Annotated in this window: 12 protein-coding genes, 1 rRNA gene and 1 pseudogene; 10 read left to right on the top strand and 4 right to left on the bottom strand. The window is 48.8% G+C overall.

Going from position 1 to position 14,192, the window contains the following annotated elements:
• Positions 1–77: ribosomal RNA gene (gene rrf / locus KSO86_RS08750) — 5S ribosomal RNA — on the top strand; the annotation flags it as partial.
• Positions 78–372: 295 nt separating this feature from the next.
• Positions 373–813: a DUF2871 domain-containing protein gene (locus KSO86_RS04405; RefSeq protein ID WP_216379672.1), complete on the top strand. Its 441-nt coding sequence runs from the start codon at positions 373–375 to the stop codon at positions 811–813.
• 63 nt (positions 814–876) lie between these two features.
• On the opposite strand, the gene nhaA is transcribed toward KSO86_RS04405, so the two are convergent.
• Positions 877–2,250, bottom strand: a complete 1,374-nt coding sequence (gene nhaA / locus KSO86_RS04400; protein WP_216379674.1) for a Na+/H+ antiporter NhaA — start codon at positions 2,248–2,250, stop codon at positions 877–879.
• A gap of 155 nt (positions 2,251–2,405) precedes the next feature.
• Between nhaA and KSO86_RS04395 the strand changes: the two genes are divergently transcribed.
• Together KSO86_RS04395 and KSO86_RS04390 are read left to right on the top strand one after the other, a co-directional pair.
• Positions 2,406–3,161 carry a class I SAM-dependent methyltransferase gene (locus KSO86_RS04395; RefSeq protein WP_216379676.1) on the top strand — a complete coding sequence of 252 codons (756 nt, stop codon included), beginning with the start codon at positions 2,406–2,408 and terminating at the stop codon, positions 3,159–3,161.
• 117 nt (positions 3,162–3,278) lie between these two features.
• Positions 3,279–4,607, top strand: a complete 1,329-nt coding sequence (locus tag KSO86_RS04390) for a threonine/serine exporter family protein (RefSeq protein WP_216379678.1) — start codon at positions 3,279–3,281, stop codon at positions 4,605–4,607.
• 68 nt (positions 4,608–4,675) lie between these two features.
• Here KSO86_RS04390 and KSO86_RS04385 read toward each other — a convergent pair whose 3' ends face one another.
• Positions 4,676–6,277 carry an aspartate:alanine exchanger family transporter gene (locus KSO86_RS04385; protein WP_216379680.1) on the bottom strand — a complete coding sequence of 534 codons (1,602 nt, stop codon included), beginning with the start codon at positions 6,275–6,277 and terminating at the stop codon, positions 4,676–4,678.
• Positions 6,278–6,503: 226 nt separating this feature from the next.
• On the opposite strand from KSO86_RS04385, the gene aspA reads away from it, so the two are divergent.
• The 6 genes from aspA (at position 6,504) to pflA (ending at position 12,763) form a co-directional block, all read left to right on the top strand.
• Positions 6,504–7,949, top strand: coding sequence for an aspartate ammonia-lyase (aspA, locus tag KSO86_RS04380; protein WP_216379682.1), 1,446 nt, complete (start codon positions 6,504–6,506; stop codon positions 7,947–7,949).
• Positions 7,950–8,014: 65 nt separating this feature from the next.
• Entirely contained in the window at positions 8,015–9,154 is a 1,140-nt protein-coding gene (locus KSO86_RS04375) for a branched-chain amino acid aminotransferase (protein WP_216379684.1), read from the top strand.
• Between the two features lie 119 nt (positions 9,155–9,273).
• Positions 9,274–9,429, top strand: a complete 156-nt coding sequence (locus KSO86_RS04370) for a hypothetical protein (protein WP_216379685.1) — start codon at positions 9,274–9,276, stop codon at positions 9,427–9,429.
• The gene (pflB, locus tag KSO86_RS04365) at positions 9,426–11,513 is read left to right on the top strand and encodes a formate C-acetyltransferase (protein ID WP_216379686.1); all 2,088 of its coding nucleotides are present in this window, start codon (positions 9,426–9,428) and stop codon (positions 11,511–11,513) included. Before KSO86_RS04370 ends, pflB begins: the two co-directional genes overlap by 4 nt.
• Positions 11,514–11,562: 49 nt before the next feature.
• Positions 11,563–11,811 (top strand): autonomous glycyl radical cofactor GrcA2, encoded by a 249-nt coding sequence (gene grcA2, locus KSO86_RS04360; protein ID WP_216379691.1) that lies wholly within the window; start codon positions 11,563–11,565, stop codon positions 11,809–11,811.
• A gap of 25 nt (positions 11,812–11,836) precedes the next feature.
• The gene (gene pflA, locus KSO86_RS04355; protein WP_216379692.1) at positions 11,837–12,763 is read left to right on the top strand and encodes a pyruvate formate-lyase-activating protein; all 927 of its coding nucleotides are present in this window, start codon (positions 11,837–11,839) and stop codon (positions 12,761–12,763) included.
• A 630-nt stretch (positions 12,764–13,393) separates the two neighbouring features.
• On the opposite strand, the pseudogene KSO86_RS08665 reads toward pflA, so the two are convergent.
• Both KSO86_RS08665 and KSO86_RS08660 read right to left on the bottom strand, forming a co-directional pair.
• Positions 13,394–13,765, bottom strand: a pseudogene (locus KSO86_RS08665) (TipAS antibiotic-recognition domain-containing protein); the annotation flags it as partial.
• Between the two features lie 12 nt (positions 13,766–13,777).
• A complete protein-coding gene (locus KSO86_RS08660; RefSeq protein ID WP_366493704.1) occupies positions 13,778–14,191 on the bottom strand; it encodes a MerR family transcriptional regulator in 414 nt (137 codons plus the stop codon).
• Position 14,192 lies beyond the last annotated feature (1 nt).

Below are 14,192 nucleotides of genomic sequence, written 5' to 3'. Positions count from 1 at the left end.
CGAACCCGGTAGCTAAGCCTGCTAACGCCGATGGTACTGCACTCGAGGGAGTGTGGGAGAGTAGGACACCGCCGTCATCTAAACGTTCCAAAAAGGGGCGGGTTGCCAGCCTAAACACGGCTGGCAACCCGCCTCTTTTCTTTTCATCCCCCCCCACATTCACACCCCTGCATGCGTATGCGTAGGTGTATATGTGTGGGTGGTCTCGCGTATTGGTACCCACCAACACTCATACCGGGTTGTTATAACACTTGTGTTTGAATTTTTGTCTAGTTGTTCCTCTATCGGAATGATTATGGAGCATACTCTTAGAGTGAGACAGTTAGTTCAATCGGTGTCGCAAACTATTTGTTGTTGAGCTATACTCATTTCATGCGCAAACTTTTCATAGCTTCACTTACCTACCTTGTGGTTGGTTTATCGTCGGGTGTATTTTACCGTGAGTTTACGCGTGCGTACTCGTTTGATGGGCCGACTGGGTTGAGCACGATCCACACTCATACTCTTGTTCTAGGAACACTGTTTTTTCTTATCCTGATTGCTTTGGACAAGCACTTCGAGCTTTCCGAGCACAAGCAGTTTACTGTCTGGTTTTGGTTATACAATCTAGGTTTAGTTTGGACTGTGGTCGCCATGCTTATTCGTGGCATTGTTGAGGTTACTTCGAGTCTAGATGCTTGGGGACCGGCATTTTCCGGAATCTCCGGTCTTGGCCATGTTCTGCTAGCCGTTGCGTGGGTTTGGCTGTTCCGCATTATCTATGTAAGCATTCGTGGTGATGCTGGCTATTCAGGTACACTTCATTATCGCTAATTTTGTTCAGTATAGTTGTGGGGAGCACGGTCTTAAGACCGTGCTCCCCACAACTATGATCACTCAGAACGTATCTGGATCAAATACGTCAGGTACCCCGTCATTATCCCTATCTACTGTTTCGAGCTGCGCTACCTTCTTATAGTGTCTATTACGTGGTGTAAGAATGATAATCGCAAGTATTGCTGCGCATACTGAGGCCAATAGGATTCCAACCTTGGCAGCATCATTATTAGCGTCTCCCAAACCAAACGACAATTCACCGATCAGTAGTGATACTGTGAAGCCGATGCCCGCGAGGCATCCGACACCAATTGTGTCTACCCAGGTGATAGCGTCATCGAGAGTAGCTCGGGTCACCTTGGTCAAAATGAATGTCGATAAAACAATTCCAAGCGGCTTACCGAGCACTAATCCGATGATGATGCCCAACGCCACTGGAGAGGAAACGGATTCTAGCAGACCGTCCCACCCACCTACTGTGACCCCCGCTGAAAAGAATGCAAACACGGGAACAGCTACTGCTGATGATAGCGGCCGGATTCCATGTTCAAACATTGAAGTTAGACCCGGCTTATGCTCACCATGCCCTTGTACACCTGGCCGGTGAATAGTTAGGGCCTGCTGGGCATGCTGGGACTCTAATGATACTGGCACCAGGAAACCGAGGATTACACCGGCGATTGTGGCGTGTATTCCTGCCTCGTGTAAGAAATACCAGGCGCAGAGGGCTATCGGAAACAAGATCAGCCATGATGCCCAGCGGTGCTTGACCCAGAATACATGGAATCGTTGAACGAGGAAGCCAAAAATTGCTGCTGGGATGAGGAACAAAGCGAGGTATGAAACATTCACTTCAGTCGTGTAAAAAACAGCGATGATTGTTATCGCGATTAAGTCGTCAACGACGGCTAGTGTCAATAAAAATAATCTGAGTGGGCTTGGTAAATGGGATCCTATGATTGCGAGTACGGCAACTGCGAATGCGATGTCTGTAGCTGTAGGGATAGCCCATCCTTGAAAAGTCGTTGGATCAGTCCAATTGAGAATGGCGAAAATTGTTGCCGGAACAATGACACCGCCAATTGCCGCTACGATTGGCACGACGGCGCGAGCAGGGGAGCGTAGATCACCAATAACGAATTCTTGTTTTAGCTCCAGACCGACTAAAAAGAAAAATACAGCGAGAAGTCCGTCTGCCGCCCAATGTCCGACACTTAGATGTAAATGCAATGCATCGATACCAATTTCCGTGTCACGCAACTGAAGATAATACGATGCCCACGGAGAGTTGGCCCAAATGATAGCGATGAGTGCGGCTATCATCAGTGCAATTCCGCCGGTAGTTTCTTTTCGTAGTATTTTGCCAATACGCCGATGCTCATCGTAACTTCCGTATGAGAGCACTGTGCGTTTGGATGATGAATGAGGGCTCATAGCAGTTCTTTTCTTTGAAGGGACATGTTGCGTGCCGACCAGACTTCCCGGCTCTCCTACTTACATATTACGCGAGCGGTACAACACGAAACCTGCGCAGACAGTTAGGTTGATCAAGTTTTCCATTATTTCTTATTTTCAGACACAATAGTTTCATGACAATTCCGCTTAATCCATATTCCCGTGCTGGTGCTACCGCGCTGACTTATCGTGATGTACGTCCAGGCTATCCAACAACGTTGCTTTCACGTTTTTTCGACGGCGATGCGCCCAGCTGCGTCGTCGATATCGGTGCCGGTACGGGAAAACTCACGTCACAACTTGTTGATCTGTCTGGCAGCGACACTGAAGTTATCGCAATCGAGCCTAGCGCTGATATGCGATCGCAACTTATCGAAATACTTCCAGATTCGACACGGCGGGTACTAGATGCTTCCGGGGAAGACACCCGCCTTCCTGCGTCCTCATGCGATGTGGTTTTTTATGCGCAAAGTTGGCATTGGGTCGATCCGGATGCGGCAAGTGACGAAGCGGCTCGAATTCTGCGCCCTGGGGGACAGCTCGTACTGCTCTTTAATCAGATGGATGTTTCAATTCCGTGGGTCAAACGGTTGAGCCGTATTATGCGTTCGGGGGATATTCATAAGCCAACGAAAGGTCCCGTCGTCGGCGATCAATTCAATAAACCGGTGCTCCACGTTTCATCCTGGCAAGACTATTTGGCACCGGAACAGGTGTGTCAGCTCGGAACCACTCGGTCGTCGTGGATCACGTCTACACCGCAAAACCAAGCGAAAATGCAGGCAAATTTGCGATGGTATCTGTATGAGAAATTGGGCTATCACGAAGACCATGTCGTCGAAATTCCATACATTACCTATATGTGGGTCGCTGAACGAAAGCAAATGTGACAAACAGATCCCAGAGAAAGATCATATTTGGGAGTTACGACCCGCTACGAGCGGAAATTAAAGGCATAGAATGGTTGTCGCAAATCCTACCGTTTTTAGACCAGTTATGAGAGAAATATGGACGATCAGCCCACCAATAATCCGGAACAGAGCCAAGAAACGATAGCCGAAAAAATTCGTTGTATTCTTATGCTCGGCACAATGTTGCTTGCCTGCGGCGCGGGAGCATACCGGGTGAAGGCAGCTATGTCGCGCGCTGCCAAAGCAATCGGATTAACAAAACTTGAATCATCAGTATCTATGACCGATATTACGGCTACTGCATGGTCGGGCAAGGAATCTTATACAAGCTTTGCTGAGCAACGTCGCGTTGGCGTCAATGCGGAAAAGCTCGACCGTATTATGCAGGCTGTTGCACAGCTGCACGAGGGGATGACAGCAGCACAACTTCGCGGGATTTTGAAGGAAACTACAGCTCGTGATCGGCACTACGGAATATGGACGACTGTTCTCGCGTCAGCTATTGCTTGTGCGGGATTCTGTTTCCTGAACGGTGGACGAACTGTTGAATGTACCTGTGTATTCTTCGCTGCGGGTATTGGTCAGCTTATTCGTAAGCTACTGCTTAGCCGGGGGATTGCTCATTTCATTATCTGGATTTTGTGTGCAGTGGCATCGACGTTGGTATACATATTGTTGCTCGAGATCGGTAGTCTTGGTGGTCTGCTGTACCTTATTCAGTACGAATCTGGTCTGATCTCATCGATCTTGTATCTCATTCCGGGATTTCCGTTGACGACGGCGATGCTCGACTTCGTCCGTAATGATGTTCAGTCCGCTCTAGCACGGTTCTCGTATTGCATCATGGTTATTGGTTCCGCTGGCGTATCCGTGTGGATCGTTGTCCATGCTCTTGACTGGCATGTTGAGGCATCGGTAGTTCCGCCGCTTCCGTTTGTAACTATGACATTCTTACGTATCTTGACATCGTTTGTGGCGGCATACGGGTTCGCCGTTTTGTTTAATGCGCCGTGGAAAGTGTGTGCAGCGGCAGCGGTAGCAGGTGCATTCGCTAATACTGGTCGTTTGCTTCTACAAGAAAACGTGAACTTACCATGGCAACTAGGCGTTGGGCTGGCAGCTATGGTTGTGGGCATTGTAGCCACTATTGTTGCGTGGAAGACTTCCCATTCGCGAGTATCTCTGTCCGTCCCAGCAGTAGTTATCATGATTCCTGGTGTGCCCTTCTACCGTGGATTAGTTGCGCTCAACGAAGGTAATTTCCAAGGTGCTATCTCTACGTTTGCCGAGGTATTCTTCGTTATTATGTCGATTGGTTTCGGTTTAGCTATTGCTCGTGTTTTGATGGACGACGGTTGGCGACACGACATGGATACTTCCCATTTACCAGATACGCTAGACACTGACATTCGAGACGCCGTTTAACTAATAGCAGAGATAAAGATTGGGTGAGGACGAATTCGTCCTCACCCAATCTTTATCTGCCTGATAGCCTAGAATCCGGCAAAGGAACCTAGAATCTGTGCAATGAAGATTTTGGCCACCATAGCTACTGGATAAACCATTGCGTATCCAAGCGCTACTCGCGGATCGAACGACGTACGGTCATTAGCAAATCCTAGTACTGCTGGCTGAGTTTGGATTCCGCCAATGGCGCCCGCTAGTCGGGTACCGCCAGTGGAAGTCAGGAGTCGCATCGAAGCATAGAAAGCGCCTCCTACAATGAGCGTCACTAAGATACCCAGCAAGAGAATCTGCATCCATGCGCCACCAGTAAATGCGGCAACAATTTGTGACCCGGCTTTTGTGCCCGCATAAGACAAGAACACTAGTAGGCCAAGCTCGGATAGAACCTGACATGTTGTGTATGGAAGTGTAGTGACAACTTTGCCGATGCGTCCCAACCGACCCATAACTAGTCCGACGAGAAGGGTGCCAGCTGCAGAACCGATAGAGAATGTGAGCCCCGATGGTGTGAGGATTTCCCATTCGCCGATAATAATGCCGAGCGCCATTCCTAACCCTAAAGCTACGGGGTTGATGTCGGTCAATCCATGTGAGGAGTCGCCAAAGAATTCGGAAATTTTTGCTAAGGAATGAGTGGGTGCTACGACGCGAACCCGATCGCCCAGCTGTAATCGAATTGATGGGTCAGCAACCATGTCCGTGTCGCCACGACGGATACGGGAAATTGTTCCGCCAAACTTTTCTTCGATATCTAATTGCCCTAATTTTCGGCCGGCAATTCCCGAATTGGAAATAGTGATACGACGGAAGTCGAGATAACGACGATCCGCGATGAGGGAGTGTGATGAGCCGTGGCCGACAAGTTTAATGGCGCGGTCGACTTCTTCAACGGTGCCAATCACAGTCACAAGATCATCTTTTTCTAGTACGTCAGAGTTAGTTGGTAGCCAAATAGGTCCGGACTCGCCGCGACGTATGCGGGAAAACTGTAAGCCGCCGCCGATGGTTCCGAGAAGGGAAGCAATGGTCGGTCTATCGGAGCGTTCTACGCGGATCGTCCGGTTACGAATAGGTGAGGGCTTATCTTTGTCAGAACTGCGGCGCGAAAGAGCTAAAGCGGAAAAGCCGAGCATTCCGATAACGCCAAACAGGTATGTAATGGCGTATCCAACAGTTGCTAAAGCTGGATCTCCCGATGCGGTTCCAGCTGCAGACAAAGCTGGCGTATTTGTTGTCGCGCCTGCAAAGATACCAGCGATGAGAGCCCAGTCCATGCCCAATGCTCGACCAATCCCGGCAGCAGCTCCAGCAGCGGCAACGAATGCTACGAGCATCAGCAGCACCGGAAGAATCGATGATTTGAGAGTGTTAAAGAAAGTAGGACCCGAGGTAATGCCAATCGCAAAGGCAAAAAGAGCAAGGCCGAGGACACCGAGATCGTGCTCGACTTGAATTTCATATCCACTGTGGAGAGCCCATGCGGTCATTCCAATGGAAAGAAAGAGTACTGCAGCAGCGCCTAGCGATATTCCTCGAATACGGATTTTTGCAAGGATAGCACCAGATCCAACAAGGAAAAAGAGTAACAACACCTGGTTGTCCGCAAATAGTTGGAATAAGAAGGACATGTGACTCCTGATAGATGAGTGATGGACAAGACACTATGTGATCTTGTAGATAGTTATACCAATCATAGCTGGCTTTGAAAGGAAAACTAAGCAGATAGTCCTAAGGGTAAATAAGCTACTGGAGAAAACGAATATTTTGCTAAATTGTGTCTGCTATTCAGACAGCTAGCACGTGGAAGACTATGCTTATTAGTAAGAGAGTTGAGGGCAGTTCAAGGAGGAACAAGTGTCTAATTCACGTATCGAGGAAGACCTACTTGGAGCACGAGAAATCGCAGATAACGCCTATTATGGCGTGCATACTCAACGAGCAATCGAAAATTTTGCTATTTCAGGTGTCACTATAAATGATGTCCCTGAATTTATTAGGGCTATGGTTAGCGTGAAAAAAGCTGAGGCCCTTGCCAATCGAGATAAGAAAGTGTTATCGGCTCGAGTTAGTAAAGCTATCGTTGCTGCCTGTGACCTGATTTTGAATGAAGGCCGGTGCATGGATCAATTCCCGGTCGATGTTTTCCAAGGCGGAGCTGGAACATCGGTCAATATGAACGCAAACGAAGTTGTGGCCAATTTGGCGTTGGAAATTCTCGGTGAGCCAAAAGGGATGTACGACGTCGTTAACCCTAATGATCATGTCAATAAATCTCAGTCCACCAATGATGCTTACCCGACCGGCTTTCGTATTGCGGTCTATTGGATGGTTGAGCAGCTTATTTCTGAGATCGAACGGATGCGCGACGCATTTAATGCGCTCGGAGAGCAAAATGCCCACGTGCTGAAGATGGGGCGGACGCAGTTGCAGGATGCTGTGCCGATGACTCTCGGTCAAGAATTCGAGGGGTTTGGGGTCTTGATGGACGAGGAAATTCGTAACCTGAAACGAACCTCGGCGCTGTTGCTCGAGATTAACCTTGGTGCAACTGCCATCGGCACCAAACTTAATACCCCGGATGGGTTCCAAGAGATTGTGGTGCGTAGACTATCGGAAGTGACAGGATTAGCGCTTGTTGCGGCACCAAATCTTATTGAAGCAACATCCGATACGGGCGCCTATATTTCGATCCATTCGGCGTTGCGGCGGCTAGCGGTCAAACTTTCGACCATATGCAACGATCTGCGCTTGTTATCCTCTGGGCCACGCGCCGGGCTGAACGAGATTAACTTACCGAAGATGCAAGCTGGCTCGTCTATTATGCCCGCGAAAGTGAATCCCGTGATTCCCGAAGTTGTTAATCAGATTGCTTTTAAAGTGATGGGCAATGACACGACCGTTATGCTAGCTTCGCAAGCTGGTCAGCTCCAGTTAAATGTGATGGAACCCGTGATTGGTCAAGCAATTTTCGAGTCGATTCAGCTACTAGAACGGGCATTAATAACATTGCGAGAACGGTGTGTATCGGGCATTGCTGTCAACGAGGATGTTTGCCGAGCTCATGTGATGAATTCGATCGGTATTGTTACTTATCTCAATGATATTATTGGTCACCATAACGGAGATTTGGTCGGTAAAGAGGCTGCCCGAACCGGTAAATCAGTGCGCGAAATAGTACTAGAACGAGGGCTAATGAGTGCAGCTGAGCTTGACCGTGCACTATCGATAGATAACCTTATGTCTCCGGTTTATATGGGGGAGATCTATCCAGATGATTCGCAAATGGAGATCTGTGACTAACCCTTCTAAGTCAAAAAGCGTACTATAGGTCTGGTTGCTGACGGTTGATGTGAGGAGATGTATTCATGCCGCGCTCTCAGACAGCTCTAGAGCTATGTGCTAGCAAACAATGGCCTTCTAATAATGATGTAGCTCAGCGGTTTGAAACTTTGCCGCATCCAGGCTTAGCTAGCGATAAGCGCTACCAAGAAGTCATGTGCTCGCTTGGGTTTGGTGTCGAGTTTACTGATTATATGGCACGAGCTTCATGGAATGAATCTGCGGGATGGCATGATTTTAAGATTGAGCCATATGGTCCGCTTTCACTGGATCCAGCCGGGGCTGTTCTGCATTACGGGCAAGAAGTTTTTGAGGGACTCAAGGCCTATCGTCATGCTGATGGGTCTATTTGGACTTTCAGACCGGCGTATAACGCTGCGCGCTTGAATGTTTCGAATGAACGGCTAATGATCCCGCAGTTCCCAGTTGAGGATTTTTTGGGTTCATTGGTAGGACTGGTCCGAGCGGATCGTCGTTGGGTGCCGCAAGCAGCCGGTGCTACGTTATATATGCGTCCGTTCATTTTTGCTTCGGAAGCATTTTTAGGAGTGCGTGCCGCAAAGCGTTTCGAGTATGGCGTGGTGGCATCGCCGTCGGGACCATATTTTACGCACGGTTTCAAACCTATTAACGTCTGGGTGGAGCGTACTCACCACCGCGCTGGTCCAGGGGGAATGGGCGACGTGAAAACTGGCGGTAATTATGCCGCGTCATTTTACGCGAAGTCGCACGCTTTCGAACGTGGTTTCGACGAGGTGCTTTTCCTTGACGCTGCAACGAATTCGCGAATTGATGAGCTAGGTGCAATGAATGTTTTTGTGGTGATGGCCGATGGAACCGTTCGCACCCCAGCACTTTCGGGCACTATTCTTCCGGGCTCTACTCGTTCGGCTATTTTGCAGTTACTCGACGACGAAGGCGTAACAACTCGCGAAGAAACTATTGAACTAGACGAACTGTGGATGGGGATTAAAACTGGTGACGTTGCGGAAATGTTCGCGTGTGGCACCGCTGCCGCAGTGGTTTCTATCGGCTCATTAACGATGGGAGAGGAACGAGTGGAATTGTCAGATTCGACTGTTGCTCATCGTATTTATCAGGAGCTGACTGATATTCAATTTGGGCGGATATCGGACCGTTTTGGGTGGATGTATCGGCTAGCGTAAGCCTAGGATTCTTCTTCTGCAGCGATATATTTCTTAACGATGTTGAGACGTACTACCATGAAGATGAGGACTTTAGTCCTCAATGTGTGGGTGCTGTGAGGAGGACTACCGTAAGTTTTATGCCGGGAGCTATTTTCGCTAAGAATCTATGGGGGAAGGCGACTAATCTGGAAGTAGCGCCAGCAGCTAGTTGCTGGGAAACAGATGCGGTCGGTGTGGATTCGCGTATAACGAAAGTCCCGCTGATTGCAGTGAAAAGGAGTAATGCACCGTGACTCAAACAGTCGAAACTGCTTCACACCCTGAGTGGGAGGGCTTTAAGGACGGTCTATGGCAGGATGCTATTGACGTTCGTGACTTCATTCAGAAGAATTACACTCCGTACGAAGGCGATGCCTCGTTCCTTGCCGGCGAAACTGAAAAAACTCGCAGGGTTTGGGATACGCTAGCGGAAAAGTATCTATCCGTTGAGCGTAAGAAGCGCGTCTATGACGTTGACGTTGACACCCCCGCAGATGTAGACGCATTTGGTGCTGGCTACATCTCGGAAGATGATGACGTTATTGTTGGTCTCCAAACTGATGTTCCACTCAAGCGTGCAATGATGCCTAATGGTGGTTGGCGTATGGTCGAGACCGCTATCAAAGAAGCTGGTAAAGAGCCAAATCCAGATGTAAAAGAAGTCTTTACCAAGTATCGCAAGACGCACAATGACGGCGTGTTCGATATCTACACTCCGCGTATTCGTGCAGCTCGTTCATCCCACATTATTACCGGTCTTCCAGATGCCTATGGGCGTGGTCGTATTATCGGTGATTATCGCCGTGTTGCTCTTTACGGTGTTGATCACCTAATTGCTGAAAAGACCAAGGATAAGGATCTATACTCCGATCAGCCGTTCAGTGAAGACTGGGCACGTAATCGTGAGGAAATTGCAGAGCAGATCAAGGCGCTGAAGAAGCTGAAGAACATGGCGGCAAGTTATGGTTTCGATATCTCGCGCCCGGCAAAGACTGCCCAAGAAGCTGTCCAGTGGACTTACTTTGGCTACCTTGGGTCTGTTAAGTCCCAAGACGGTGCTGCTATGTCCTTCGGTCGTCTTTCAGCGTTCTTCGACATCTACTTCGAACGTGATCTCGAGGCTGGTCTTATCACTGAGCAGGATGCTCAGGAAATTATTGACCAGCTGGTTATTAAGCTGCGCATCGTACGATTCTTGCGTACTACTGCTTACGACCAGATCTTCTCTGGCGATCCATACTGGGCGACTTGGTCTGATGGCGGTTTCGGCGAGGATGGTCGCCCACTCGTAACCAAGACTTCTTTCCGTTTATTGCAGACCCTCGTTAACCTTGGTCCAGCACCAGAACCGAATATTACGATTTTCTGGTCAGACAAGCTCCCAATCGGCTACAAGCGTTTCTGCGCGAGAGTGTCTATCGAGACCTCGTCGATTCAGTACGAGGCTGATGAGCAGATTCGTAGCTACTGGGGCGACGACGCAGCAATTGCATGCTGTGTTTCACCAATGGCAGTTGGTAAGCAGATGCAGTTCTTCGGTGCACGTGTCAACGCTGCTAAGGCCCTGCTCTACGCGCTCAACGGCGGCCGAGATGAAATGTCTGGCAAGCAAATTGTTGACGGACACGAACCAGTTAAGGGTGATGGTCCACTTGACTTCGACGAGGTCTGGGCGAAGTACGAAGAGATGCTTGATTGGGTCGTTGGCACCTATGTTGAGGCTCTTAACATCATCCACTATTGTCACGATAAGTACGCTTACGAAGCCATGGAAATGGCACTGCACGATTCTGAAATTCTTCGCACCATGGGTTGCGGAATTGCAGGATTGTCAATCGTTGCTGACTCGCTTTCGGCTATTAAGTATGCAAAGGTCACGCCAATTCGCGATGAAACTGGTTTGATTGTTGATTACAAGACTGAAGGTGAATTCCCAACATACGGTAACGATGATGACCGTGCAGATGATATTGCCGCTACCATCGTCCACACCATCATGGAAAAGATCAAGAAGATCCCGTTGTACCGCAACGCAATTCCTACCCAGTCCGTTCTTACTATTACCTCTAACGTTGTGTATGGTAAGGCAACTGGTAACTTCCCATCGGGTCACCGTGCTGGTACACCATTCGCCCCAGGTGCAAACCCGGAAAACGGCATGGATACTCACGGTATGTTAGCGTCGATGCTCTCTGTTGGAAAGCTTCACTACAAGGACGCTCTCGACGGTATCTCTCTTACTAACACAATTGTCCCATCGTCTCTCGGCCGTGATTTGGCTGAGCAGGTCGATAACCTGGTTGGCATCATGGATGCTGGCTTCATCAAGAAGGGCTGACGCCCAGTTTCGCTCAACGAAACAACCACTCCCACGAAAGGAAAATATAATGGCTACAACATACGAAGAGCGTCTCGCATCGATGAAGGCACAGCGCGCTGCAAAGGGTGGCGTACAGGGTCTTTACCACGCAAACATCAATGTGCTCAACCGTGACACCCTCGAGGACGCAATGGAGCACCCAGAAAAGTACCCACAGCTGACTGTCCGCGTATCTGGTTACGCAGTGAACTTTGTTCGCCTCACCCGTGAGCAGCAGCTTGACGTTCTCTCCCGTACCTTCCACCAGGGTATGTGAGATCCCAAGGATTTGATCTGCTTCCATGACAACATCTACTGCACACCACAGCGCTGAAGAATTTGACGCTACTCGCTATTGGGGTTCTGAAGGAACTACTGGTGAGTACCGTCCACAGCCTATTGAAGATGAAGTCCCACGTTTAAGTGGAGCAGGTCTTGACGGAGTTTCCCTGGCAGGGCCGATGTCACACCATGAACATGTTTCTGGTGTGCAAGCAGGTGATATCGGCTCTGTCCACTCTTGGGAACTCGTAACAGCAGTTGATGGTCCGGGCACCCGACTAACGACATTTTTTGCTGGTTGTCCGCTTCGGTGCTTGTACTGCCACAACCCAGACACCTTAAAAATGAAAGAGGGTACAGCAGTAAGAACTGCTGATATGCTCGAAAAAATCTCGCGATATAAAGCGGTATTCACGGTGTCAAATGGTGGTGTCACCTTCTCTGGAGGTGAACCAATGATGCAACCTAAATTTCTCGCGAAGCTATTGCAAGGTTGCAAAGACATGGGCATCCATACTGCAGTTGATTCGTCTGGATTTTTGGGTGCGAATATGACCGACGAGATGCTCGACAATGTCGATCTCTTTTTGCTCGACGTAAAGTCGGGTATCCCAGATTACTATAAGCGAACTACTGGGCGTGATCTTGAGCCTACGTTACGCTTCGGCAAACGTCTTGTAGCGCGAGGGAACAAAATCTGGATCCGTTTCGTCCTTGTTCCAGGGCTAACAGATGATCCACAAAACGTTGAAGCAGTGGCTGACATTGTAGCAGGCTGGGCTACCAGCGTAGAACGTGTTGAAGTTCTTCCATTCCATCAGATGGCCCGTGACAAATGGGTTTCCTTAGGTCTCGAGTACCAATTACAGGATGTCGAACCTCCGTCAAAGGAAGCAACTGAAGCTGTCCGTGATGTTTTCCGCGCACGTGGACTGACAGTGTTTTAACTGCTCTCATCATGAGCATGTATCCGAATAAGACTACGTAGTTTTAGGTCACCTGCCCTCATTTAGACTTGTGTGCGAAGGGGCGCTGTAGGATTTCCATCTCCTCATTCGAGAGTTTCCATGTCAATGGTGTGACGATTGGAATCCCAGTTAAAGTCACATAAGGATAATTCTTATAGACCAAAAAATTTGCTATTTCTTCTTTCCCGTCATCCCGAAAATGCGTGAAAACATAAGTGTAATTAGCATGTGCATCTTCTGGAACCTCCGCTGCTAGACCCGCCAATTCGTATTGATCTGCATCAGAGGTAACGCTGTCTCCAAGCAACGTGGAGAAAAGTCTAAATCTTTTTGAGATGTGAACGTAGCGATCTTTCGGTCATGGTCATCAGATACAGTGACACTATCGGATGTATTCTCTTGATTTTCGGTGTGCATATTAGACGTACAAGCGGTTAAAAGTAGTACTTGAGAAACAACAATCAGCATTGGGGTTTTAATTACTGCATGTATATCGACAATCTACTCGCAACAAGAAAAACGCGCATACAGTTTGCATTTTTCGCATGAACAGGCCAACTACGGCGTAAATGTTGTAATTATGCAAACTGTATGCACGCACATGTAAGACTACTCCCAGATGCAGGTAGCCGGATCTACGCCATTTGCCTGTGAATTAACGGCAATTGCGTCAGCTAGCCATTGAGCTAAGCCTTCCTGCTGATTCTCGTAGTATTCACGGAAGCGTCCGTCCTTAATATACCCACGAGAAAGAATGAAATGCTTCGCATGTGTCACTGGGAAAAACGTGCTCAGTACCTGGCGATGTTCCTCAACTAGTTTTTGCGCTACTGCGCTATCTGGAGTCACACCCTCTCGTACCGCAGTAGCTATTTTTGCGTCAATATCGGCGAACTGCGCGCGAACGGACGTCCAATCATTCGGAGTCCATTGTTTTGTGCGCTCCTCACTTACCTTCCAATCATCAGAGCTGGCGTATTTATCTTCAGCTTCCTACTGGTATTCGGCAAAATTAGCTTGTCCTAGAATTTCACCGATCTGGTGTGCCGTCATAGGTTGTCTCTTCACAGTATTCTCCATAAGAATGTCGATCGCCGCAATCATGTCAGCTAACTGGTGTTGCTGATTGACTAGCGCTTCGCGTTGTTTGATTAAATGGTCAATCCCGCTGGAATCCCCGTCGAGGAGGACTTTGATATCTGCCAATGCCATGCCTGTTGCCCGGTAAATCAGAATATGCTGAATACGTTGGCAATCTGCTTCGGAATATAGCCGGTAATTAGACCAGCTCCGCTCCGCAGGGTGGAGTAATCCGGCCTGCTCCCAATGATGGAGAGTCCGTACAGTCACCTGAAATATGTCAGCAACTTGGCCGACTGTATAACGGATATCGTTCGTTGCGTTCATA

The organism is Arcanobacterium phocae, assembly GCF_018913465.1.
Taxonomy (GTDB): domain Bacteria; phylum Actinomycetota; class Actinomycetes; order Actinomycetales; family Actinomycetaceae; genus Arcanobacterium; species Arcanobacterium phocae_A.
This window is presented reverse-complemented; position numbering and strand designations above follow the sequence as displayed.

What these genes read in the sequence shown, in the direction of transcription:
- grcA2 (WP_216379691.1), top strand. Translation starts at nt 11,563, where the DNA reads ATGGCTACAACATACGAAGAGCGTCTCGCATCGATGAAGGCACAGCGC.
- nhaA (WP_216379674.1), bottom strand. Translation starts at nt 2,250, where the DNA reads ATGAGCCCTCATTCATCATCCAAACGCACAGTGCTCTCATACGGAAGT.
- KSO86_RS04390 (WP_216379678.1), top strand. Translation starts at nt 3,279, where the DNA reads ATGGACGATCAGCCCACCAATAATCCGGAACAGAGCCAAGAAACGATA.
- KSO86_RS08660 (WP_366493704.1), bottom strand. Translation starts at nt 14,191, where the DNA reads ATGAACGCAACGAACGATATCCGTTATACAGTCGGCCAAGTTGCTGAC.
- KSO86_RS04375 (WP_216379684.1), top strand. Translation starts at nt 8,015, where the DNA reads ATGCCGCGCTCTCAGACAGCTCTAGAGCTATGTGCTAGCAAACAATGG.
- pflA (WP_216379692.1), top strand. Translation starts at nt 11,837, where the DNA reads ATGACAACATCTACTGCACACCACAGCGCTGAAGAATTTGACGCTACT.
- KSO86_RS04405 (WP_216379672.1), top strand. Translation starts at nt 373, where the DNA reads ATGCGCAAACTTTTCATAGCTTCACTTACCTACCTTGTGGTTGGTTTA.
- KSO86_RS04370 (WP_216379685.1), top strand. Translation starts at nt 9,274, where the DNA reads ATGCCGGGAGCTATTTTCGCTAAGAATCTATGGGGGAAGGCGACTAAT.
- KSO86_RS04385 (WP_216379680.1), bottom strand. Translation starts at nt 6,277, where the DNA reads ATGTCCTTCTTATTCCAACTATTTGCGGACAACCAGGTGTTGTTACTC.
- KSO86_RS04395 (WP_216379676.1), top strand. Translation starts at nt 2,406, where the DNA reads ATGACAATTCCGCTTAATCCATATTCCCGTGCTGGTGCTACCGCGCTG.